General features: G+C 40.9%; 15 protein-coding genes. All 15 read left to right on the top strand.

Features of this window, described 5'->3' with window-relative positions; all coding sequences use genetic code 11:
- The coding region (locus WC955_08790; protein ID MFA5859151.1) for a hypothetical protein at nucleotides 1-1,836 on the top strand (1,836 nt) is incomplete at its 5' end.
- 29 nt (nucleotides 1,837-1,865) lie between these two features.
- Nucleotides 1,866-2,264 carry a cytidine deaminase gene (locus tag WC955_08795; GenBank protein MFA5859152.1) on the top strand — a complete coding sequence of 133 codons (399 nt, stop codon included), beginning with the start codon at nucleotides 1,866-1,868 and terminating at the stop codon, nucleotides 2,262-2,264.
- Nucleotides 2,265-2,384: 120 nt separating this feature from the next.
- Nucleotides 2,385-3,635: an ABC transporter substrate-binding protein gene (locus tag WC955_08800; GenBank protein ID MFA5859153.1), complete on the top strand. Its 1,251-nt coding sequence runs from the start codon at nucleotides 2,385-2,387 to the stop codon at nucleotides 3,633-3,635.
- A 45-nt stretch (nucleotides 3,636-3,680) separates the two neighbouring features.
- Nucleotides 3,681-4,385 (top strand): HAD-IA family hydrolase, encoded by a 705-nt coding sequence (locus WC955_08805; GenBank protein ID MFA5859154.1) that lies wholly within the window; start codon nucleotides 3,681-3,683, stop codon nucleotides 4,383-4,385.
- A complete protein-coding gene (locus WC955_08810; GenBank protein ID MFA5859155.1) occupies nucleotides 4,382-5,422 on the top strand; it encodes a deoxyguanosinetriphosphate triphosphohydrolase in 1,041 nt (346 codons plus the stop codon). Before WC955_08805 ends, WC955_08810 begins: the two co-directional genes overlap by 4 nt.
- Before the next feature lie 11 nt (nucleotides 5,423-5,433).
- On the top strand, nucleotides 5,434-6,846 hold the full coding sequence (locus WC955_08815) for a phospholipase D-like domain-containing protein (protein ID MFA5859156.1): 1,413 nt from the start codon (nucleotides 5,434-5,436) through the stop codon (nucleotides 6,844-6,846).
- The gene (locus tag WC955_08820) at nucleotides 6,804-7,676 is read left to right on the top strand and encodes a hypothetical protein (GenBank protein MFA5859157.1); all 873 of its coding nucleotides are present in this window, start codon (nucleotides 6,804-6,806) and stop codon (nucleotides 7,674-7,676) included. Before WC955_08815 ends, WC955_08820 begins: the two co-directional genes overlap by 43 nt.
- Before the next feature lie 20 nt (nucleotides 7,677-7,696).
- Nucleotides 7,697-8,659 carry an MBL fold metallo-hydrolase gene (locus tag WC955_08825; GenBank protein ID MFA5859158.1) on the top strand — a complete coding sequence of 321 codons (963 nt, stop codon included), beginning with the start codon at nucleotides 7,697-7,699 and terminating at the stop codon, nucleotides 8,657-8,659.
- A gap of 81 nt (nucleotides 8,660-8,740) precedes the next feature.
- Entirely contained in the window at nucleotides 8,741-9,331 is a 591-nt protein-coding gene (locus WC955_08830) for a HAMP domain-containing protein (GenBank protein MFA5859159.1), read from the top strand.
- A 52-nt stretch (nucleotides 9,332-9,383) separates the two neighbouring features.
- A complete protein-coding gene (locus WC955_08835; GenBank protein ID MFA5859160.1) occupies nucleotides 9,384-11,585 on the top strand; it encodes a DNA internalization-related competence protein ComEC/Rec2 in 2,202 nt (733 codons plus the stop codon).
- Between the two features lie 197 nt (nucleotides 11,586-11,782).
- Nucleotides 11,783-16,657 (top strand): fibronectin type III domain-containing protein, encoded by a 4,875-nt coding sequence (locus WC955_08840; protein MFA5859161.1) that lies wholly within the window; start codon nucleotides 11,783-11,785, stop codon nucleotides 16,655-16,657.
- A 246-nt stretch (nucleotides 16,658-16,903) separates the two neighbouring features.
- Nucleotides 16,904-17,509, top strand: coding sequence for a hypothetical protein (locus WC955_08845; protein ID MFA5859162.1), 606 nt, complete (start codon nucleotides 16,904-16,906; stop codon nucleotides 17,507-17,509).
- A 5-nt stretch (nucleotides 17,510-17,514) separates the two neighbouring features.
- Complete coding sequence (locus WC955_08850; protein MFA5859163.1) at nucleotides 17,515-19,236, top strand: FlgD immunoglobulin-like domain containing protein; 1,722 nt, start codon at nucleotides 17,515-17,517, stop codon at nucleotides 19,234-19,236.
- A gap of 7 nt (nucleotides 19,237-19,243) precedes the next feature.
- Nucleotides 19,244-21,979, top strand: coding sequence for a hypothetical protein (locus tag WC955_08855; GenBank protein ID MFA5859164.1), 2,736 nt, complete (start codon nucleotides 19,244-19,246; stop codon nucleotides 21,977-21,979).
- Nucleotides 21,979-22,901, top strand: a 923-nt coding sequence (locus WC955_08860) for a hypothetical protein (GenBank protein MFA5859165.1), incomplete at its 3' end; no start/stop codon positions are given. The genes WC955_08855 and WC955_08860, both read left to right, overlap by 1 nt.

Consider the following 22,901-nt stretch of genomic DNA (forward strand, 5'->3'; position numbering starts at 1 on the left):
TCCCCTGCGGGTATTCTCTCCGGGCCTGTGGTATCCAACAACGCGCCTTCTATTTCCTGGACCGGGGAGACAGGATACACATGGGATGGATTGAACACGGAAGTCGGTACTGCGACTGGAACGTACATATACCGCATAAGATATACGGACATAGATAATGATGCACCGTCAATCGGGTATCCTAAGGTTCATATACTAAAACATGGTACGGAGCTCAGCGGGAGCCCGTATACAATGGCAAGTGTTGACCCTGTACAGTATTCAGGAGGTAAAGTGTACTCATTCACACTTACCACAGGGTTATTATCAAAATCAACAGCGTATACATATTATTTTGAAGCATACGATATACAAGGCGCAACGGCTGTTTACGTTCAGCCAGGCGTCATCGATGCACCTGATATCGTTAATATTGCGCCGGTACTTGCATGGACAGGAGAAGCGGGTTTTGAAAGTGACGGATTGAATAATGAAACTGGAACATCTTCAACTACATTTGTGTATCATGTTTTATATACTGATACCGACAACGACTCGCCGAAGAACGGGTATCCCAAAGTTTATATAAAGAAAGACGGTATTGCGTTGAACGGGAGTCCTTATGCAATGACGTATTCTACGGGTGATTATTCTACTGGCGCTGTATATCTGTTTAATATTGCCGCTCTGGCAGGGTGTACTAATTACATATACTATTTTGAAGCATACGACGTTGAGAGTGCGACTGCAACCGGACTGAACGGAAATATTATTAGCGCGCCGGATGTAAATAACGCGCCTGTACTATCTTTCACAGGGGGAGCCCAGTATTTAAACGACGGGTTAAACTTTGACTCAGGAGTTTCAACCACAGTATTTATCTACCGCATAAAGTATGCGGATATTGACGGTAACCAACCTGCTGAAGGATATCCTAAAGTTCATGTTTTGAAACCAAACAGTAACAATATTGATACGGTATTTACGATGACAGCAGTTGATAGCAATACTTATACTTCCGGGCGTATATACGAATTTTCAACAACCTTTACACCCGGTACGGTGTATACATACTACTTTGAAGCTTGCGATATTTTAAGCAGTAGTAGTACAGCAGTCGTTGTCACACAACTTCTTCCCGGGCCGACGGTTTACATTGAATACATAGTATCCTCTTCTACGAATGTTTCAGTTAATGAACAGAAAACTGTACGTATCAGCCCTGAGACCGGAGAGATGAAGGTTATGATAAACGAACGAACGTTTGCGGAAAATGTAACAGTCAATATCTCTACTATCATCGTAAGTGTTGTAAGGGAACAACAAATGAAACCCACGACTATAGGGTTGGAGATCAAGACTGATAAACAAATACAGCCGGTAAAAGAGGTTACAATTGCTTTGTCTTATCGTGATGGCGATATTCTTGGGATGGATGAAAATAAATTTATTGTATGCCGTTACGATGAGGTAAACATGCTCTGGATTCCGTTACCGACAAGACGGTATGCGGATAATAATTATATTGAAGGCCTTACGGATCATCTATCCAAATTCGCAATTATGCAGTTTATGCCGGGTGCCAATGTGCAGGGGGTTAAGGTTTATCCAAATCCGTTTAATCCATTAAAGCATATTCAAGGTATGACAATCATGAATCTTACAGAAAATGCAAATGTTGGGATATACTCAATCTCAGGTGAACTTGTGCGTAAAATTGAAGAACGCGATGGTGATGGATTATGCATTTGGGACGGCAAAAATGATACCGGTGAGTACGTGTCAACCAGTATCTACGTTATTGTAGTAAAAGGGCCCGGTGACGTTAAGAAAGCTAAGATTGCTGTTATAAGATAGATGCTAATTTTATGAAAGGTGTTGTTAGTATGTATAACAATAAAAAAATTAATTACTCAATACTGTTAAAGTCAGCAACCCGTGTGCGTGAGCGGTCATATTCTCCTTATTCAAAGTTAAAAATCGGTGCGGCAGTACTGACAAAAACAGGGAAGGTATTTACCGGTACAAACGTTGAGAACGCGTCTTATGGTTTGACGATCTGCGCGGAACGCGTAGCGGTCTTCAACGCAGTTACTGCCGGGGAGAAAGAAATAATTGCCGTTGCAATTGCCGGCCCGAAAGGGAAACCGGTACCGCCCTGTGGTGCGTGCCGCCAGGTGCTCTCTGAGTTCGGGTGTGACGTATCAATACTGTTCCCTGCAAAAAACGGGAAGTATATAGAAAAAAAATTGTCCGAATTGTTACCTGACAGTTTTGGTAAATAATAGTTATAGTTTATCCCTGCTTTTCAATATCCAATTTTTTATTGTTGAAATGTTGTAGTCATTATATTAGAATACATAAATGTTTATATTAGAAATCAATAAATAATTAGGGAGGAACTTATGGGTTTACGCACAAAATCGAGCAAGTTATCGCTGGTCTTAGCGTTAGTATTGTTCACTCAATGTTTGCCCGCTGTGTTTGCAGAAGAGAAAATAACGCTTACCTGGTGGCACTTTTGGGGTGATGAAACAGGTAAGAAAGCTATTACTGAACTTATCACGAAGTACCAGGAGATTAATCCGGGTGTACAGATTGTGACAAAAGAATTGACATACGATACCGGGAAAGAAGTAATTTCTAAAGCATTCTTTGACAATACTGCACCGGATATTATTGAACTCGGGTCGGATTGGGTGCCGGAGTATTCAATAAAGAATTTATTGCTTAACATAACACCTGCAGCACGTGATGTTGAGGTTGATTTCAAAGGATGGTCTTACGTTACTCTGGAAGATAAGATTTACGGGTTTCCATGGCTGCTAGATACCCGCGTGATATTTTATAATAAAGCGTTGTTAAAACAAGCAGGGTTTGACCCAGAGAAACCGCCGCAGACATGGCCGCAGTTTTATAATGCCATAAAAAAAATTGACCTCCTGAGCAGGGATACTTATGGTTTTGGTATGAATTCCAGAGATAAAGGTATACTTTATAAAAAATTACTTGCTTTTATTTGGAGCAATAACGGCCTGATACTTAGTGAAGACGGGAAAACGTGCCTCATAGAAACACGTCAGGTGAGGGAAGCGTTAGAGTATTACCTTAGTTTGAAGCCATACTCAAAAGTCGGCCCGCAACGCGAGCTTGATAAAGCGTTTTATGAAGGGAAACTGGGTTTCTGGTTATCCGGCAGCTGGGTTATTTGGAGGTCAGCAAAAGTTAATCCTAAACTCGAGTATGGAGTTATGTTATTCCCGAAACCTGACAAGAACGGTGCCAGCACGTCCTGGGCTGGAGGGCAGTACTTGGTGATCAACAAAAACACTAAACATGCTGAACAGGCATTGGATTTTGTGAAATTTGTCGTGAGTAAAGACGCGGCATTGTATTTTGCTCAGAGTATAGGGTTTTTATCACCAGCAGCGAAGGAAGCTATGAACGACGCGTATTATCAGTTCCAGCCTGAACGCAAAAAAATACTTGAACAATTGGATACAGCAAAAGGTTCACCCGCGCATCTGCAGTGGACGTACATACAGGATATCCTGGATAACCGTTTTGCGGAAGCAATCGAGGATAAACTTACTGCAAACCAGGCAGTCATTAGTTGTAAACGTGAAATTGATGAAATCCTTAAAGTCCTGAAATAATTGTTGTATTCGAAATCAGTATTAAAAAAGAAAGTTGTTAACTAAATGATCCGCGCGATTATCTTTGACATGGACAACACGTTGATGGATTTTATGAAGATGAAAAGAATGGCAGTTGAATCCGCAGCGGATGCTATGATTGATGCAGGGTTAGGGGTGCCGAAAGATAAACTTATCGCGCATATCTACCGTATATACGAGCGTGAAGGAATAGAAGACCAGCAGATATTTAATAAAGTACTAACTGAAATATCTGGTAAAATTGAATACAAAATCCTGGCTGCGGGGATCGTGGGATACCGTCGTGCGAAGGAAGGCGTGATGAGTTTATATCCGCATGTGCATCTTACCCTTACGACATTAACTAAGATAGGATTAAAGATGGCGGTAGTTTCTGACGCTCCGAGGTTACCCGTATGGATGCGTATCTGTTCGCTTGAACTACAACACTATTTTGATGCTGTGGTAACATTCGATGATAGCGGTGAACGTAAACCTTCCGCAAAACCGTTCCAGATGGCACTTGACCAGCTGGGTGTAGCTCCGACAAAAGCGTTGATGATAGGTGATTGGGCAGAACGTGATATTTTAGGTGCAAAACAACTTGGTATGCGTGCGGTATGGGCGAAATACGGTAATTTATTTGAAACAGCGGTTTCCGGTGCGGATTATGAGATCGATGATGTGATAGAACTTATCGATATTATCAAACGCGAGAATGAAGGGCAGTTGGGGTTGTTCAAGAAATGACAGCAGGGGAAGAGTTGCATATCCGTGAACAACTTGAAAAACAGGAACATGAAAGGCTGTCTAGATACGCGCAGCTGGCTTCTGCATCTGCCGGACGAAAGGTAAAAGAAGAAGAATCCGTCCTCCGTACGTGTTATCAACGGGATAAAGACAGAATCCTGCATTCGTTATACTTCCGGCTGTTAAAATATAAAACTAACGTTTTTCTGTCCACTAGCGGCGAAAAGTTTCGTACACGGTTAACTCATACTCTTGAAGTATCGCAGATTGCGCGTACAATCTGCCGTGCGTTAAATCTTAATGAGGACCTTGCAGAAGCTATTTCTTTAGGGCATGACCTCGGGCATACGCCGTTTGGGCATACAGGGGAAGAAGTATTGAATAAATTGTCCCCGACAGGTTTTCATCACGCACAGCAATCGTTACGCGTAGTGGATAAACTGGAAAAAAATGGTAAGGGATTAAACCTTACCTCTGAAGTACGGGATGGTATTGTCAAACATTCAAAAGGTACTAAAACGTTGCATGAAGTACATGACAAAGTCATTGAATATCAGGATGTTGCTACGCTGGAAGGCGTGGTTGTACAGTATTCTGACTGGATCGCTTATATTAACCATGATATAGATGACGCTATTGAGATGGGGTTAATTACTATGGACAGCCTTCCAAAGGAAGCGGTGGAGGTTCTCGGGGTTACACACGGTAAACGCGTGAATACCATGGTATTGGATATCGTAGGTAATAGCCGTGATTCTGCGAAGTTAAAAATGAGTAAAACTGTCTTGGAAGCAACTGAAATCCTGCGTGCGTTTATGTACCGTGAAGTATACAAACTGCCGTCAGTAAAGAACAGGATGGATAAAGCGTATACCATAATCGCGTTTCTTTATAAATACTATATGGACAATACAGATTATGCGTTAAAGGAATATCCGTGGTTAGCAAATGAACTGCCTTACCGTATTACTACCGATATTATATCTTCAATGACTGATACAACCGCGCAGGCGGTTTACCGCAAGCTCATTAGGTAAGAACATTTCCTATGACAGCAAAAAAAGGTTGTAATGTACCGATAGTTTTATACTGTTTAATACTTTTATCTACACCTTTTCTCCAGGCGAAAGAGCAGATAGAAACTATATTTAATTCACCTCCGAACAGTGATCACAGTATCCTTAATCCCAACGAAACTATTGATGATACCGTCTGTAACTTTTTAAACCGTGCACTGCCGGGAGATATGGTGTACATCGCGGCTTATAATATTTCCGGCACAAAAATCAAAACTGCGTTTATGGATACCGTTACGCGTATCGGTAAAAATGCGGTGTTCCTGATCTACGAAAAAAGTAATACCGCAAATTTTATGGAAGTACTTGGTCCCGGTAAAATTGAAAACTTTAAGGATGATGGAACCACGGATAGCGCGAAGTTGATGCATAATAAGTTTATTGTGATAAAAGATAAGGCCGTACTTACAGGATCATATAATTTCACGGTGAATGCAGCTTATAACGATAACAACAATATTGTAATAATAACCTCGCGTGAAGTTGCCAGATTGTACGAGATGGAATTCAAAAATATGTATGATACCGGCATTTTCGGAGCAACTAAAAGTACGTCAACACACAATCCTTGGTGGAATGGGTGTAGCGTGGACGTCGGAGGGGCTCTCGTTGATGTATGGTTCTCGCCATACTCCATACCGGGACAGACTAACACGGAGATTAAGGCTGAACTTAAATCCGCAATACAGGAGGTAAACTTCGCAGTGTATACCATCGGATTGAATACCGGTATTGATAATGAATTAATAAATCTTAAGAATAACAGCGTGGCAGTTAACGGTATTCTTGAAAAAAGCCAGGTAATGGCATCGTATGATAATATGAAATCCGCAGGGGTTAATGTAATAGAAGACCTAAATCCCGGCCTTATGCATCACAAGTACGCGGTAATAGATCCCGGGTTAAGTACTGCGAAAGTTATAACAGGCTCACATAATTGGACAACCACAGCGAATAATTGTAATGATGAGAATTTGGTAGTGATAAAATCGGAGTATATAGCAGGAAGATATGCTAGTGAGTTTAATAGTATGATGAAAACCTTTAACGCGCAGCATACTGATAGACGGGACTGCGGGCAGGTAATCCGTGAAATTAAGGTATATCCATCCCCTGCGGAAAAGTATGTAAAAATAAATTTTATTATTGACATATCCCCGAGTAAAGCTGTCCTCAACGTATATTCTGCTGGGGGAAGAAGAGTTTATACACGCAATATTACTGCTGAGATTATTGGGAACAGTTTTAACGAGTATATTTGGTATCTTGGTGACACTACCGGCACCCGTGTGCCTCCAGGATTGTATACTTTGGAAATCGTTGTACAGTCCACAGATGAAAAATGTACGGTTATACGCAAGAAAGTTGGTATAAAATCAATTTAAAACTCAAACGTGTGTATCTTATTGGATTGGTGTTTTTATCATTATTCTGGGTTGGGCGATGCGTTGCTGATGAGTTCGGAATGTGTAGTATTATACCTGGGATTGAAAACGTTTTTAATAATCCCGCTTTTTTCGTAAGCCAAACATTTGATAATGACGGGAAAACCGGATTATTTACAGAATACCGGTCGAATTATGAAAAAGGTAACGCTTTTGGTATTTTTGCTGGATACTCAGATTCAGGCAGTATTGATGCTTATGACGAGTATATGTCAAAAACAGGAAGTTATTCTGTAATAGATTTGCTAGCCGGAATTGTTTTTATTAACCGTTTGCTTGACAAAGTAGATTCCGGTGTTGCAGTGAGGTTGACCGGTTTAGCAGTGGATAATGAGTATACCTTTGGATATGGATTAGATGCCGGGGTGAGGTCTGAAACTGCGTATTTAGGGATACCGTTGATAGTTGCGGTTGGAATAAATAATTTTGGTAAAACTATCCGGGGAAACGCGGTTTATAATAATTATCATCTCGTAAAAGTTGGGCTTGTAATGTTGTTTAATAATATTGAATCATCCGTTGGGGTGGATACAGTTACGGATTTCAGGAGCGCAGCGGTTGTTTTGTCAGTTGAAAAAATGGTGTTTAATATATTAACATTCTCTTTGGGGTACAGGTTCGATGAAATGTATATATTATCCGGTAGTGGGGTAAGTTTTGGGTTGGGAGTGAAGTACTTATTGATGCGTAAAGAATTTGTATTGTTTTATTCATGGTCGCAGGAAGGGTTTAGTTCTCTTAACAGAGTCAGTTTGAGGATAGGGTTGTGAACTGTAAGGAAAAGATTTTTTTGATTACAAAAAAAGTAGTAACCGCAATAGTTCTTGTGTCATTATGTTTTGTATCAACATCATTCTCAAAAGGTGTATTAAAAGTAATTTTTATGTACGTCGGACAGGGTGATGCTACGCTGATGGTTATGCCCAACAATAAGGTTGTGCTTATAGATGGAGGGCCGGTTGAAGACTGGCGGAATTATGATGCTGGCAGAGATACTATCTTTCCGTTGCTACAGAGTATGGGTATTAATAAAATTGATTATATGTTCGCTACGCATCCGCATAGCGATCACGTTGGCGGGTTGAAATATTTACTTCTAAATATTCTTACAGGATCGTATATTGAACCCGGGATACCGTATCCGACACCGATTTATAATCAGGTCCTCTCAGCAGTAAAGTTAAAAAAAGTTAATTATATCCGTGCGCGGCGCGGTATGAATTTCCGTGAACTGGACCCGGATGTTTTGCTTGATGTATTATCTCCCGGTGAAACGCTTACTGCGGATGATCCTAATAATAATTCGTTAGTAATACATTGTAAGCACAATAAAGTTTATATCATGTTTCCAGGGGATGCGGAGAAGTTTATGGAGGAAGAAATTGTCAGCCTTTACGGCAGCAGGCTGGAATCTAATATTCTTAAGGTAGGGCATCATGGTTCCATAACGTCTACTGTTTATGGCGCAGCATCTGCTCGCAATAGCAATATTATAGCACTAGGCGGGTGTGTTATACCTCAACTCTGGAGTTTTGTAAAACCTAAATGGAGTACCTCTAACAAGTTTTTGGAAGCTGTAAATCCTGAAGTTGCGGTAATACAATGCGGTAAAAATAATAGGTACAGGTTTCCTTCAAAAAAAGTGGTGGATGGGTTGAACAGTATGAATATAAAGGTTTACCGTACGGATTTAAACGGGAATGTTAAGGTTACTTCCGACGGTATAAAATATGAGGTTACGGCTGAGAAATGAACTTGTTTCTCAATCTTGACAAACCACTGGTATTTTTGTGATAATAAACATTATATACAGAAAGTGTTGGTTTGGAACTATATGGCAAATTTTAAACGTAAACAGGTAGTTGTAAAGCACGGGTTTCAGTTCCGGTATGTTTTATTTGTTTTTCTTGCGGTCTTATTCGCGGGATTGCTGATCTCTTGGGATGTATACTACACAATGGGCCGCGTGATGTTCAGCCAGGTTAATCATCCTGAGATATATTCAATGATAAGTAAAGTTAATACACAGATTATAAGTAAGCTGGTGTTATACCTGTTACTGGTTATCATAGTGTCAATTTTTGTGTCACACAAAATCGCGGGGCCGTTATACCGTATTGAAAAATCGTCAGAGATATTGGGGTTGGGAGATTTAACTCATAGGGTGAAATTGAGGGAAGGTGACGAACTTAAGGATGTAGCGGAGAAGCTTAACCATATGGTGGAACAACTGCAAACAAAAGTCGGGGAAAATAAAAATGTTGTTGCAGAATGTTTGGAACAGTTGCAGCATATAGAAGTTCTCGCACAAAAATGCGGGGGTGAGCACAGGGAAATCCTCGAAAAAATAACTTCAGTAAAAGTTACATTACAAAAAATTAATGCCGGTCTTAAAACATCGGTAACGGACACTCCTCAAAAGTAAGCCAGTCCTCTTTTTCGTACGCGTATGAGTTTATTATTCAGGAGAACGCTGGGTGAACCGTATACTATTCGTGTTACTCTGCCTGTATATATCACTTATTGTTATATTTGACCGGTACGGTTTATATTCTTATATTCCGTTAAATGATATCGCGCAGGTTGTTTTGGTTGAGCAAAAAGCTGAGGATAATACTCTTACTCATGTAATTAAAGGCAGGGTATTATCTTTCCCGGAGAGCGGTAATTATTACACTACTTTTTTTGTCTACACCCACGAGATTGACGGGAAAACCACCCGCGGAAATGTACTTGCCAGGATTCCTTCACAGGATAGCGTTAATTTATCGTATGGTGATGATATATCGATTGAATGTATGCTGCGCCGGCCGGTGGAAGCTCTTAATCCTGGGCAGTTTGATTATTCTAAATACCTTGCATACCAGAATGTTTACTGTATAGCGTCAGTTATAGCGTATTCAAAACTTGATGGCTATAAACATGCTGGCATATTCCAAAAACAATATTATCTGTTAATGAATTGGTTGAACACAAATTTTGAGCAATCGATAAAAAATGCAATGCCTGTAAATGAAGCAGGTGTTATGGGCAGTATTATTGTCGGGAAAAAAAGCTGGCTTGAACCCGAAACACGGACAATATTTATGGATGCCGGTGTTATGCATGTCCTAGTCGTCAGCGGGTCGAATGTAGCAGTTATTGCCGGAATGTTTATGTGGATACTGCATTTTCTGTTGCGTATCCCGCGCCGTACCGCGGTACCTGCAGTGATACTTATTATTGCAGCGTACTGTGTGCTCACTGGTTCAAATCCGCCGGTAGTACGCGCAACAGTAATGACTACTTGTTTTTTATTGACGTTAATGTTACGCCGGGAAATTAGCAGCTACCAGGTACTGCTTCTTTCCTGCTGGGCTATGGTACTGTATGATCCTAAAGTGGTGTTGAGTTCCGGGTTTCAAATGTCCATAGCTGCGACATTCGGTATCCTTGCGGGTGTACAAAAATGCAGATTGGTTTTACAGTCAGTACCTGCTGTATTACGTGACGTTGTGAATGTTCTTATGGTATCCGTATCTGCACAGATGTTTGTATGGCCTTTGATTGCCGTATACTTCTACAAATTTTCTGTTATCTGTATAATCTCCAACTTAATAGTGGTTCCATTATCCGGATTGGTGTTAAGTTTAGGCCTTGGTTTGGTGGGTATACATTTTGTCGGCGGGATTTTATATGTATTATTTGGCAAAATATGCACTGTTCTAACAACTGTACTGATACAGATATCAGCGGTATTTGCTGCAGTACCCTATGCGAACGTTACGGTAAATGGTGTGAGCCCAGAGTTTTTGTTATGTTATTACCTGGCCTTAATGATTTTTGTGTTTTTTGATATCAAAAAAACAGTATATTTTTGTGTAATTGCCGGGATGTTATTGTTTACGAAATACGCGGTGGTAGAAGCAAAAGGCAGGGCAGAAATTACTTTTCTTTCAGTAGGGAATGGGGATAGTATTGTAATAAAATTACCCGGAGGTAAAGCCGTCCTTATCGACGGCGGTGGAAATTGGGACTCTGCGCTTGATCCCGGAGAAAAAATTGTTGTACCGTTTCTGAATTATAAGGGACTGCGAAAAATTGATTTATTAGTTCTTACTCATCCGCATTACAATCATTATCTTGGGTTAAGAAAAGTAATGGATAGCGTGCGGGTTGAGAGTGTTTTGTTAAGCTATGGCCACGCGGATACCGATGAGTATTCTGAATTCTATAAAGTATGTCAAAGCAAAGCTAAAAAGGTGATAACAGCTGTAGCGGGTACGGAGTTTGTGTTTAGTGATGCAAAGTTCAGGGTGCTGAATCCCGGGCAAAGCGTTCAGGTTGATCCTGATGAGAATTCTATCGTAATGGAAATGCAGTATCATAACTTCTCCGGTCTTTTTTCAGGAGATATCGGTGAAGTTGGGCAGGAGTCTATACTGCAGGAAATAAATGGTAGAAAATATGGGGTAGTTCAGATGCCAGGTCACGGGGTGGGATACATTGCTCCTGAAATTTATAAGTTAAATACCGAATTGTTTGTGGTCAGCGGGAATGGTTATGCAACAGAGTATGAACTGGGAACAAATTATGGGGTTGTGATGAAAACAGTGTATACAAAACAGTGTGGAGCAGTAACTGTTATAATCGATAAAATAACAAATAAAATATTTTATGAATTTTGGTTGACACATTAATTGTATAACTTGTAAAATTAAAGTTACATATATTGTAAAATGGTGTTTACAATAAAAGTGCTAGAGTTGCTAGGTTTATGTTTGTTATAAGATGAGTTGGTTCTGTTTAGTACTTTGGCAGAAATGTTGTAATCTAATAATTAAGTTGTTATAGCTAGTTTAACTTTCATAAAAGTAAATAAAGGAGTAATTTTAGTATGGTAAAAAAAATTGTGTTAAAAGTGGCGCTTGTATTATCTACTTTGTTGTTGCTACCGGTGCATAGTTCTGCGGATTTTGTGTTTCTTGTCTATACAGATACTCACATACAGTATCCAACCGCGAGTACTAATACCCGGGCGACTGATACTATGACTATGATAAACAATATGAGCCCGTTACCGAAATTTGTCGCAAATGCCGGTGATATGGTGGAAGCCGGCCTGCGCAGGGAGTATGATACTTACAGAAATATTGTAAAAAACTTTAATTCATCAATTGCTTTGTATGAAGGCTCACCGGGGAATCATGATATGACCCGCGGGATGGGTGGATTATATTATCGTGAACGTATCGGCGCTGTGCATAGCAGCTTTATGTATGATATCAATGGTAATCATTCAAGTGCAGCAGGGTTTGATCCTACAAACGGATACCATTTCCTTATACTCAATGAAGGTATGCTAAACCATGGTGACGGCCATTTTCCGAGGTTTGAACTTGACTGGATTAAGTCAACTCTAGATGCCAGCCCTGTAGCGTCCATCGGGCGTCCTGTGATTTGTTTCTTCCATCATCCTACAAGCGAACGCGCGGATACCCTTGGTGAAGGGGATATGATAGATAATGACAGAGCACTTATAGAATTACTGAAGAATTATAATCTTACGCTTATGCTGTATGGCCATGTCCATAGTAAACAAAATTATACAAGTACTTCTGATGCTGTGCCCGCATATTCATTTTATGGTACGATGGATAATCCCAGTACCGGTATTTATGGCGGTGTTGGGTATATGACTGTATCTCCAAGTAAGATTGAAGTACGTGATTATCCTTTAAACGGTTCATTGAGTACTCCACGCGGAAATCTTGCGATGCCGATGCCTAGATATCCCAAAATTGTATTCTCCTCACCAGTCAATGATTCAAATCTATCCGGGACAAGTTGTACGATTAATGCAAAAATTGAGTTATACCAGGGACATATTGCTAGTATAACTTCTGCGTATTATCAGATAGATGACGGCGGGTGTTTAGCGGATACTGGGCATTATGATAATAAGTATTTCAAGGCAATGGGATTGGTCAATATAAGTTCATCAGTTGCAACAGCGAGTGTTACCACTGACATGGCAACGGAACTTACTGCATTTGATGCTGCCTGCAGCCGTACCGCTGCGGATCCGTGGTACAGTATCAACGGTGTTCACAGAATTAAAGTTAGGTTTGATACGTCTGACGGTAAGAAGTGGTACCGTTCTGTTTGGGTGAATGTCACTGTCAGAAAATCGCAGACTGATAATTATGCGATGACGTCTGTCTGGAGAAAAGATATTGGTGCGGATGTTCAAGGGGATATTGCAGTTGATAATAATAAAGTATTCGTGAATCCTTATGGCAGATACATGTATTGCTATGATACCAATGGTAACCAGGTATGGAAGTTTGATAAAGAAAAGTATGGTGAAGCGTTGGAAGAAGCAAGTGGGACGGTTGTTGACGGTAATAGCGTAATTTTTGGGTCATACAACGGTTCTCTGTACGCACTGGATACTGCCAGCGGGACGTTGAAATGGAGATACAAAGTTCCTGATGATGCCGCGAATGAAGTGAGTCTTGGGTATCCTGATTCACCGTCCTCGATCTACAGCGCGCCGTTGATTGATAACGGAGTTGCATATTTTGGCACTGCAAGCGGGTATCTCTATGCTGTGAACACTGCTGATGGCAGTTTTAAATGGAAATACCAGGGACGTACAACGTCGCATGGCGGCGGGGGTGTGCAAGGGCATAAAGAAATTGTGTCAACACCTGTAATATTTAATAATGCGATTTATTTCACCGGGTGGTCGGGATACATACACGCGTTGTCACTCGCCGGGGTGAAGAAGTTTGAAACACTTATTGCAGCAAGTTTTTATTATTCACCCGCAAATACTGACCTCGTGGCATCTAACGGATATATCTTTGCTGCCGGTGCTACACGGTGGTCGGATTCTTATGAAAGCGGTGTGTTTTGTGTAGACGCAGGAGCGGGGACTGTTAAGTGGTCCACAAAACAAACACAGTCAGTATGGGCATCACTTGGTGTAAATACAGCAAAGACTCATGTGTACTCCAAAACAACTAACGGCAGGCTTAACTGTTTTGGTACCACCAGCGCATCGCCTCTTTGGTATGTGCGGTTAGGATGTAAAGCAGAGGGTGATGATATTCTGAGGAATAAAATTTCAGAAAAAGATGGTATAGTATATATTCCTCATAGATATGGCGGAACGGTTTTTGCGGTTAAGGATAACGGTAGTTCAGGGACATTACTGTGGAAGTATAAAGCCGGAGTTGGGTATGTTACTTCAATGCCGGTCTCTTACGGAGAACGTGTGTATGTCGGTACAATGGATGGGCATCTTGTATCGATTGGGAAAGTAGCAACAGTTGTTCCGGGTGCTCCGACAGGTGTTACAGCTGTGCCAACAGGTGTTTCCGGACAGGTGCGTCTTACCTGGTCAGCGCCAACTACGGGTGATGCTGCATCGGGATACCGCATATATCGTTCGAACAGTAATTCCGGCCCGTGGAATGATACTACTAAGATTGTTACCGAGATTGTTTCTAATACATATACCGATACAGGGTTGACCAATGGTGCGGCGTACTATTATGTAATTAAAGCATTTAATAACGTTGGGGATAGTACAGAGTCAAGTACAGTATCAGCAACACCGGCTGCCAGCATGAATAAACCAAATGCTGCGTTTAATTTACAAGCGAAGAATAATGGTAATAACGGTGCGATAGACCTTACCTGGTCGGCCTCACCGGTGGATCAAACACATAACGCTGCAGTGTCATATGCTATATGGCGTTCAACGGTATATGCATCAGGGTATGAGCAGGTAAATACAAGTACGGTTACCTACAACGCACAGGGTGGGTTGTTGAATGGGACAACTTATTACTTCAAAATTAGGGCTGTAAACACCGCAGGTGAAGCGGATTCGTATTCAAATGTTGCATTTACATATCCTACTGATGACACCACACCACCGCCGGTGCCGTCTAACGTAACAGTTACCGACTTAGCGGAAGGCGGGAAGTTGAATGTATCGTGGTCGGCAGTAACTGCGAGCGACCTTGCAGGATACAAGGTATATCGTTCAGAAGTATCAGGGAATTATAATAGCGGTAAGATTGTTGCGACTATTGGGAAGAGCAGTACTACATTTACGGATACTGGTTTGGAGAACGGGAAGAAGTATTATTACGTAGTAGCGTCGTATGATAATACAAACGGAAATATAAGTTTGTATTCTTCTGAAAAGTCTGGTATCCCTACCGGAGGTACAGGCGAAAAACCTCTTGCACCTGAAAATGTAAGTGTTTCAGACCCGAAAACAGGGGGAAGCCTGCAGATTTCGTGGGGAACGGTTACCAACGCGAGCTATTACAGGCTTTACCGTGCGGTTGAGCAAACCGGGACATACTCTTTAGTGATATCCACAAATATAACTAATACTGTATTTATTGACAGCAGTTTAATGCGCGGGACTACGTATTATTATAAAGTGCGTGCTATGGATGCTTATGGAAATATAAGTGATGATTCTGTTATTGTATCTGGATTCCCGACAGGGTCAGACATGACTCCGCCTGATAAGGTTGATGGTATGGAAGTCGATGATACGGGTACCGGAGGTGAGATTAAAATTTCATGGAATACCGGAGGTGAATCTAATATCCCTGATCTCGCGGGGTACAGAATTTATTGCTCCTCTATGAGCAGTACAGGAGCGTTTGATTTATTGACAGTATCACCTCCTGCCGGGCAGCAGATTTCCAGCCAGGAGTATGCGCATGAAAGCCTTGTCAACGGTGTGAGATACTACTATCGTATGACAGCGTTTGATAATTCGGGGAATGAAAGTGCGTATAATACTGTGAAATCAACAGTTCCTTCGTGTACGGTTGACACCGTTTCGCCGGTAGCGCCGGTAACGTCACCGGTAACAGTGCTATCTGAAGGTAAACAGTTAGTGCTGTCATGGAACGAAAGTACGGCAGCGGATTTAAAAGAGTACCGTATTTACCGTTCGGAAACCGGAGTAAACGGGGCTTATACCGAAATTAATGTTGTAGCTAAAGGTATTACGTCAATCACGGATACCGGATTAAAGAATAACGTTGCATACTGGTACCGTATAGCCGCTGTGGACATCAACGGTAATATTTCGCAGAGCGTTACGGCAATTACGGGAACGCCGGTGGATACTCAACCTCCGGAAGTGCAGGCGATTAAAACTACTCCAGCGGATATAACGCAGTTAGGGCAGATGAAAATAAACTTTGTGGTGACTGAACCGTTGAAGTCTGATCCACTGGTAAAAATTAACGGGCGTTCGGCTACACGGACATCAAAAGTTGAAGTGAATGACGCGGTATACTATACATACGCGTTTGTGCTAAAAGAAACAGACTTGGTTTCAGGGCAGGTGTTGAAACTGGACATTAGCGCAGAAGATGAAGCCGGGTTGAAAAAAGATACGTCGAAGTATGTGAATATCAAAATCAGTAAGAGTGAAAATGTTATGCGCGTGTTAGGGAATAAACTTGACTTCAGTTCATCCGGCACCGGCGGGAAGGCGGTTATACAATACTATTTCCTGGAAGACGCGTCATATGTGAGGTTAAAAATTTATAATATGGCAGGTGAACTGGTTAAGCTGATAAACGGCGACCAGAAAGTTGGCTGGGGTGCGATTGAGTGGGACGGTACCAATGCTGAAGACAAAAAAGTTACCTCAGGCATATACTTCGCCTACCTTGAGTCGGATGTATACAAGCAAACGAGCAGGATTGTAGTGTTAAAATAATGTGGAATTAAACGCTTAGTATGCAGTACTAAGTATTAAGGTTACAGCCTCCGGTACAAAAGTAATGTTGTTCCGGAGGCTGTGTTTTTATATAAAATAAAGTTTGACAATATATTTGTTGATGTATATAATTACTGTATGTTTAAAGATAATAGCATTAATAGTATTAATAATAATTACCTTATAACAATTCTGAGTGCGTTATTTCTTATTTCTCAATCTATTCTGTTTAGCGGGTGTATAACCTTGGAAGTTGTTCAAGAAGGGGTTTCTGTAAGTAAAGAAGAAAAAGCTGTGGTTGAGGAAATTCAGGCTCCGAAGAACGGGCTTAAGGTTAAAGGTTATATGCGTGATTGGATCGTCTGCGGGCCATGCCCGAATGAAGATGCAGGGACAAGGTTGAGTTATGATTATCTCCAGGGTGAAGCTATGACTACTCCCAGCGAAGAAGAACCTATAGGGGAATGGAAATGGAAAAAACTTAAGGTTTCAGATCCTGTAGATCCTGATAATTTAAGCCAGGGTGATGTTTACGGGCCACAGAGTGATTGTGTTGTTTATCTGTTTGCCTACGTATATTCTCCTTTGAAACAGAATGTTAAATTATTAGTTGGCAGTGATGACGGGATTGCTGTATGGCTAAACAAAAAACGTGTGCATTTTAACGATGTTGAACGCAAGATGAAAGTTGATAGTGATAAAGTTACTTGCACATTTGAAAAAGGGTATAATAAGTTGTTGTTAAAAGTCAGCCAGAGTAAGGATACATTTGGCTTCTGTGCAAGGGTTGTTAATGATAAAAATGTTGATATCGATAATTTGTTGGTAGTACTGGCTAATCCGGGAAATTAAATTAAATGAAAATACTAAACAAGTTTATTGGAATATTTGTTATGTCATCCTGTCTTGTTGTATTACTGGCATCACAGAATGTATGGGCTGGGAATAATTTCTATAAAAAAATTACGATTACCAATAGATCCGGTGTATTGCCGTTACCGGTTAAGTATACAGTAAGTTTACCTGTGGATACTGAGGAATTGTGTGATAACGGGAAATTGAAATCCAGCGGGGAAGACCTACGAGTGATGTTCAGTGGGGAAGAAACTATTCAGGGACAGAGGATGTCGCGTTGGCGTGAACTTGCACGTGATATTGTTTTACCTATAGGACAAACACTGCAGACGTCAACAGCTACATTGGTATACTTCACTGTTGAAGAAGAAATTGCAGCGAATGCTTCTAATTCATCAAACTATATACTTACATACAATGACGAGGATGTTACTGTGCCAAATTATGACCTGAAGCAGGTGTACAGGTTTTACGATAATTTTTCTTCCGGGAATCTTAATAGTTGGTATAAGGAACTCGGGGATTTTACGATTACCAGTGACCAGCGGCTGCAGGCGCAGAGTATCGGGCTGAATTATATTAGAATCCTTGAACCCGCAACAACGACGCTGTACACTTACTCATACTCCGCGGATTTTGAGTATCGCAGCGGGACCGGGACGTTTGGGCTGGTATTGCTATCACCGGAAAGCGGGGAACGTTACCGCGTAGAAATTTTTGGGAGTAGCCTCTTGAGGTTCCGCAGTGAGTCTACCGTGCAGTATAAGGATGTGGAACATACATCATTTGCAGAAGTGCCGATATCTACGAACATCCTGACCGGCGTACACAGGCTTGAGGTTTATAAGGGTGAATATTTTAATGCGTCCGGTGGTACCGGCGGATGGCAGATACTTGTTTATATTGATGGGCAGTTGGTAGTGCAAACCGAAACCGATACATATTTCGCGTATGATACCATAGTTTCAAGTGAAGGGTATAAAGGCTTATTTGCGGAAGATACTGATGTTATTTTTGATAATATAACAATTATTAAACGTTTATCAAGTGATAATATTAAGAGTGCAACCGCCGGGGTTGGGGTTGAAACAAAGAATGCGGTGTATGTCAATAAAATATCACAGGACCCGCCGTCGCCTGTTGGTAAAGGCAATATTTATTTTGATTTTGAGTTTAATACAGTAATGAATACTGATATTGTACCGGAAGTGAAAGTAGTGACCTCAAACGGGCAGGAAATTAGTTTGATAGGTATATGGACCGGGGATAATGTTTATTATTGCCGCGGTGAAGTTACGGATACTGCCGGTGATGGCCCTGCAACAATTAAATTAAGAAACGCAATGGGGAAAAATTATTACGGGTTGAATTGTTCGAATTTCAAAAATACTTCACAGCTTACTGTAGAGAGGAATGCAAGGGTTATTTCAAAAGATATTACGGTAGAACCTAACCCGTTCTCTCCAAATAACGATGGTGTGTTGGATACTACACAGATTCTGTTTAAATTAACAAAAGATGAGTATGTGTCTATCCGCATATTTGACGTGTCAGGCAGGTTGAAACGTACAATTAAAGACCAGAGGTATATGGGTGCTGGCGCGAATGCAGTTACTTGGGACGGTAAGGATGATGCCGGAGTAATGGTTCCTCAGGGAATATATATGTGGCAGATAAATGCCGGGGAAACTATGAAACTCGGAAGTGTTATTGTTTCTAAATAATATGACAATGAAATATAAAAGAAAAGATTTATTCAGAATATTTTTGGTTACGGCATTCATTGCGCTGGTAACACAGCAAACATCGGCTATTCCTCCAAATAAGCCGGGGGATCTCCAGTTTTTTGGTAGTGAATATTTTGACCTTTTTGGTAATTCTTTTGGTAATCTCGGTACTGCCTGGTATTTTATAGATGAGAACAGCAATCTTGAACCGACCGGATTAACAGGTTTTTCATCGATTGACAATGCGTGGACATGGAAGCCGGCATGGGAAGGCGGCGGAGGCGGGTTAATTGAACTCAAGGACAAAATGTCTAATTGGAACACAGTATTTTCTATTGGGCGCACAAACGCTACGGGTGAGTACTATAAGAGTAAATACGTGAAATTTACTCCGAATACATTAGAGTTAACGCAGATGCACGGGATTAAGTGGGAAGTAATGTCACCAGGTGGCGGGATGTCATTAGTGGCATCACGTACATCTGAGCCTGTGGGTGTTGCTGCAGGAGCAGATTCACCCAGGCAGACGTATCTTTTTGCCGGGAGAATAACCCGCAAAGTTACGTCGAAGTTGATAGATCTATCCGCGGGTTTATCCTATGTCAACCAGCATAAAGATACTAGTAAGATTTATCAGACAACGATGCAGGGGTCGTTGGATCAGTTTGATTCTTATTATACCCCTTCATATATTCAGTTAAAATTCCGTGATGATTCTCCGGAAGATATGGGCGGAGCGGTTGTCTATAAAATTGCGGTATATATAAACGGGCAGAGGATTGACCAGATGACTGTTGAAGGCGGAGTACCGGGGGAAGAGATTGATCGGTACCAGGCTGATAAAAATATTATTGACCTCAACAGCGTTACAAGGTTTTATAAACAAGCTAACCTTGAATCTAAGTCAGTACAATATTATTATTCTGATGGCTATCCTGAACGCCGTGAAGCTAACGGTGACGCGTATTTCGCGTATAAGTTTGACTTCACAAAATTATCAACTGAAGCGGGTTATGAGGGTACTATAAGAAATATTGTATTTAAGATAACCATGGCAAATGATACGAAGATTGAAATGGATTATGGTAACGGATTTTTCCAGGTATATAATACACCGGGGAATGTTAAGGATTATTCTAATAAGGGTATTCTTACTTACAAATTCGGCCGGCCGGTAGCTAATGAAATTTATGGGCTTGACCTCAACGGTACGGTATTGAAAGATAATCCGTTTGAGTTTACGGTAAATGCTGAGATTGACCTTAACCGCAAATACTATATGTATCCTAATGAATCAGGGGAACGTAGTGTTGAAGGGCGTGCGTTATCACCAAAAGAAGAAGGGCAGCGGGATGAGTTCCAAAAACAGATTGACGAACTCGGGCATTTTATTGGGTTCCTCAATCTTAATAAAAAAATGTTGAAAAAAAGTCTTAATGTAGGGTTTGAATACTATTATACCGATCCGGACTACAACTACTGGTCAGAATATAACGTTATGGGTCCTTCATTTGAGGATTATCCTACAACTGATGATAATGATGATAATGATAAGAACTACGAAGTGCCGAATAAAGCTGGCGGGATTAATGGGTTCTCACGGTTCTATGACCGCGATGTTGATCTTAAGTACACATATTATACTCGAACAGCGACACTGGACTGGTTACAGGATAATTTAATGTTTGAATACGACCCTCCTACATTCTGGGTGGGGGAGGATAGGAATAATAACTTCATTGTTGACGATCGTGAAGATGACCAAAACCCGGATTACTCGTATGTGCTTGATATGCAAGGATATCATTTGTTTACTAACTACAAACTAAAAGACCTCAAGAACAGGTTGTTAAAGAATGAATCATCGTCTCTTTCTGAGATGCTTACAAATTCGGAGATCACTATCGGGCAGGAGCAGAGGAATGGAATATCTAATTCGTTATACGCGTACAACACGTACTTCAGGTTTAATTACCGGTACGATATCAACAATTTCGGGCGTGTATTATTTGATGAAGAAACTAAGCGCGTACAGGATACGATACCTGACAACTATGTGCGTTATGATCCGGACCCGGCAAACCCGAAATTTAATATATACGACCCTCTGGATTACGAGGATAGCATCTATAATTTTATTTCGTTACAGACAGATTTTACGGCAATAAAGAGTTTCTTGTTTTCATCAAAATTCTTGTATCGCGATAATTCAAAACTTCAGGCGAACCGGCAGAGAGAACAAGGGTTATGGCTGAAGGGAAGGTATGAGTTTAAACTTCCCCGGTTAGTACAGGGCGCGCCTGTAAAAAACCAGGATTTATTGATGAAAACGGTTAAGGGAGTTGATGATTTTCTGCAGAAATGGAATTTTATTCCGAGATATAAGTTTTTATCAGTAAAAAAATGGGATGAACCAACGGGTGTTGGGTATCCTTATTTAACTGATTATTTTTATCATATGTACATCATTGAAAGCAGATACAAATTATTTGAGAATACGTTTATCACAGCCGGGATAAATTATCTTGATTACCGTGATATGATGAATAATGCGAATAATTATTATCGTTCAGAGTATCTCGCACAGATCGTTGGTGATTCCGGAAGGTTCAAAGTATATGCCGGATATAAGTACCGCCAGGATGATAATTATAATCTTGTAGAAGATCCTGTGAAATTTGGGTATCCTAAGTATGAACGGCAGGAACAGTTTTTTGTACGTGTATGGTTGAGGTATTGATGAGACTATATAAAGTAGTGTTAGTATCAGCAGTTTTTCTGTTAATGGCGATGCCGGTACGCGCAGCGTTTGAGGAATCTTTATTCTTGAATGTACGTGCCAGCGGGATGGGTGGCGCATTGGTGGCTGTAGGGAATGATATCGGTAGTGCGTTGGTAAATCCTGCTGGGATGTCATTTATGCAAGATCCTGGAATCTACGTTTTTGGCGGTGCGTTATATCCCGGGTTGGTGAATGATAGCATCACACAAAATTGTGTCGTCGTAGGATATCCTCAGGTATTGTTATCAAAATTCGGGAAGTATATAGTATCTTCTCCCGCGGTAGCGGTTTCATACAGCGGATTGACATCAGCGTATTATTCAGAAACACTTACCGCTGTGAGTTTAGGTGGCAGGTTTATCCAGGATTCGTTAAGGATTGGCGTTAATATAAAGATGTTGAATACCAATCCAATTGGTATTACTTATCTTGGGCAGACAGAAGATTTTGAGAAAAACGAAATGGGGTACGATATTGGATTATTGTTTGAACTTAACTCAAATACTAAACTCGGGATTGTAGCGTATAATTTTAACCAGCCTGATTTAGGGACTAAGGTTCCTGATTATTTATATACAAAGGTTAAAGTTGGGTTGGGGTATGGAACAGAAGATTTTGTCTGGGGTTTTGACTGGTTGTTGAGTGATGCACAGTTCAATTTTGGTATGGGATTTGAGCAGTGGTTATTGAAACACTCAATAGCGTTACGTGCAGGGATCAAGGATATTGGGAAAGATCAGTTAAACGTTTCCTGCGGGTTCGGGTACAGAGGCGGGAAGTCAATGCCGTACCAGTTGGATTACGCGTTTGTTATGCCGGTAACTTTAAGCGCATCGGGTGGTATACACAGAGTTGCGTTGTCGTTAGGTTTTGGTAATAC

The sequence above is a fragment of the Elusimicrobiota bacterium genome, assembly GCA_041658405.1.
GTDB lineage: Bacteria > Elusimicrobiota > UBA5214 > JBBAAG01 > JBBAAG01 > JBBAAG01.

Bases quoted from the DNA above. Each gene is read 5' to 3' on its own strand.
- WC955_08795 (MFA5859152.1), top strand. From the start codon at position 1,866: ATGTATAACAATAAAAAAATTAATTACTCAATACTGTTAAAGTCAGCA.
- WC955_08800 (MFA5859153.1), top strand. From the start codon at position 2,385: ATGGGTTTACGCACAAAATCGAGCAAGTTATCGCTGGTCTTAGCGTTA.
- WC955_08805 (MFA5859154.1), top strand. From the start codon at position 3,681: ATGATCCGCGCGATTATCTTTGACATGGACAACACGTTGATGGATTTT.
- WC955_08810 (MFA5859155.1), top strand. From the start codon at position 4,382: ATGACAGCAGGGGAAGAGTTGCATATCCGTGAACAACTTGAAAAACAG.
- WC955_08815 (MFA5859156.1), top strand. From the start codon at position 5,434: ATGACAGCAAAAAAAGGTTGTAATGTACCGATAGTTTTATACTGTTTA.
- WC955_08820 (MFA5859157.1), top strand. From the start codon at position 6,804: ATGTACGGTTATACGCAAGAAAGTTGGTATAAAATCAATTTAAAACTC.
- WC955_08830 (MFA5859159.1), top strand. From the start codon at position 8,741: ATGGCAAATTTTAAACGTAAACAGGTAGTTGTAAAGCACGGGTTTCAG.
- WC955_08840 (MFA5859161.1), top strand. From the start codon at position 11,783: ATGGTAAAAAAAATTGTGTTAAAAGTGGCGCTTGTATTATCTACTTTG.
- WC955_08850 (MFA5859163.1), top strand. From the start codon at position 17,515: ATGAAAATACTAAACAAGTTTATTGGAATATTTGTTATGTCATCCTGT.
- WC955_08855 (MFA5859164.1), top strand. From the start codon at position 19,244: ATGAAATATAAAAGAAAAGATTTATTCAGAATATTTTTGGTTACGGCA.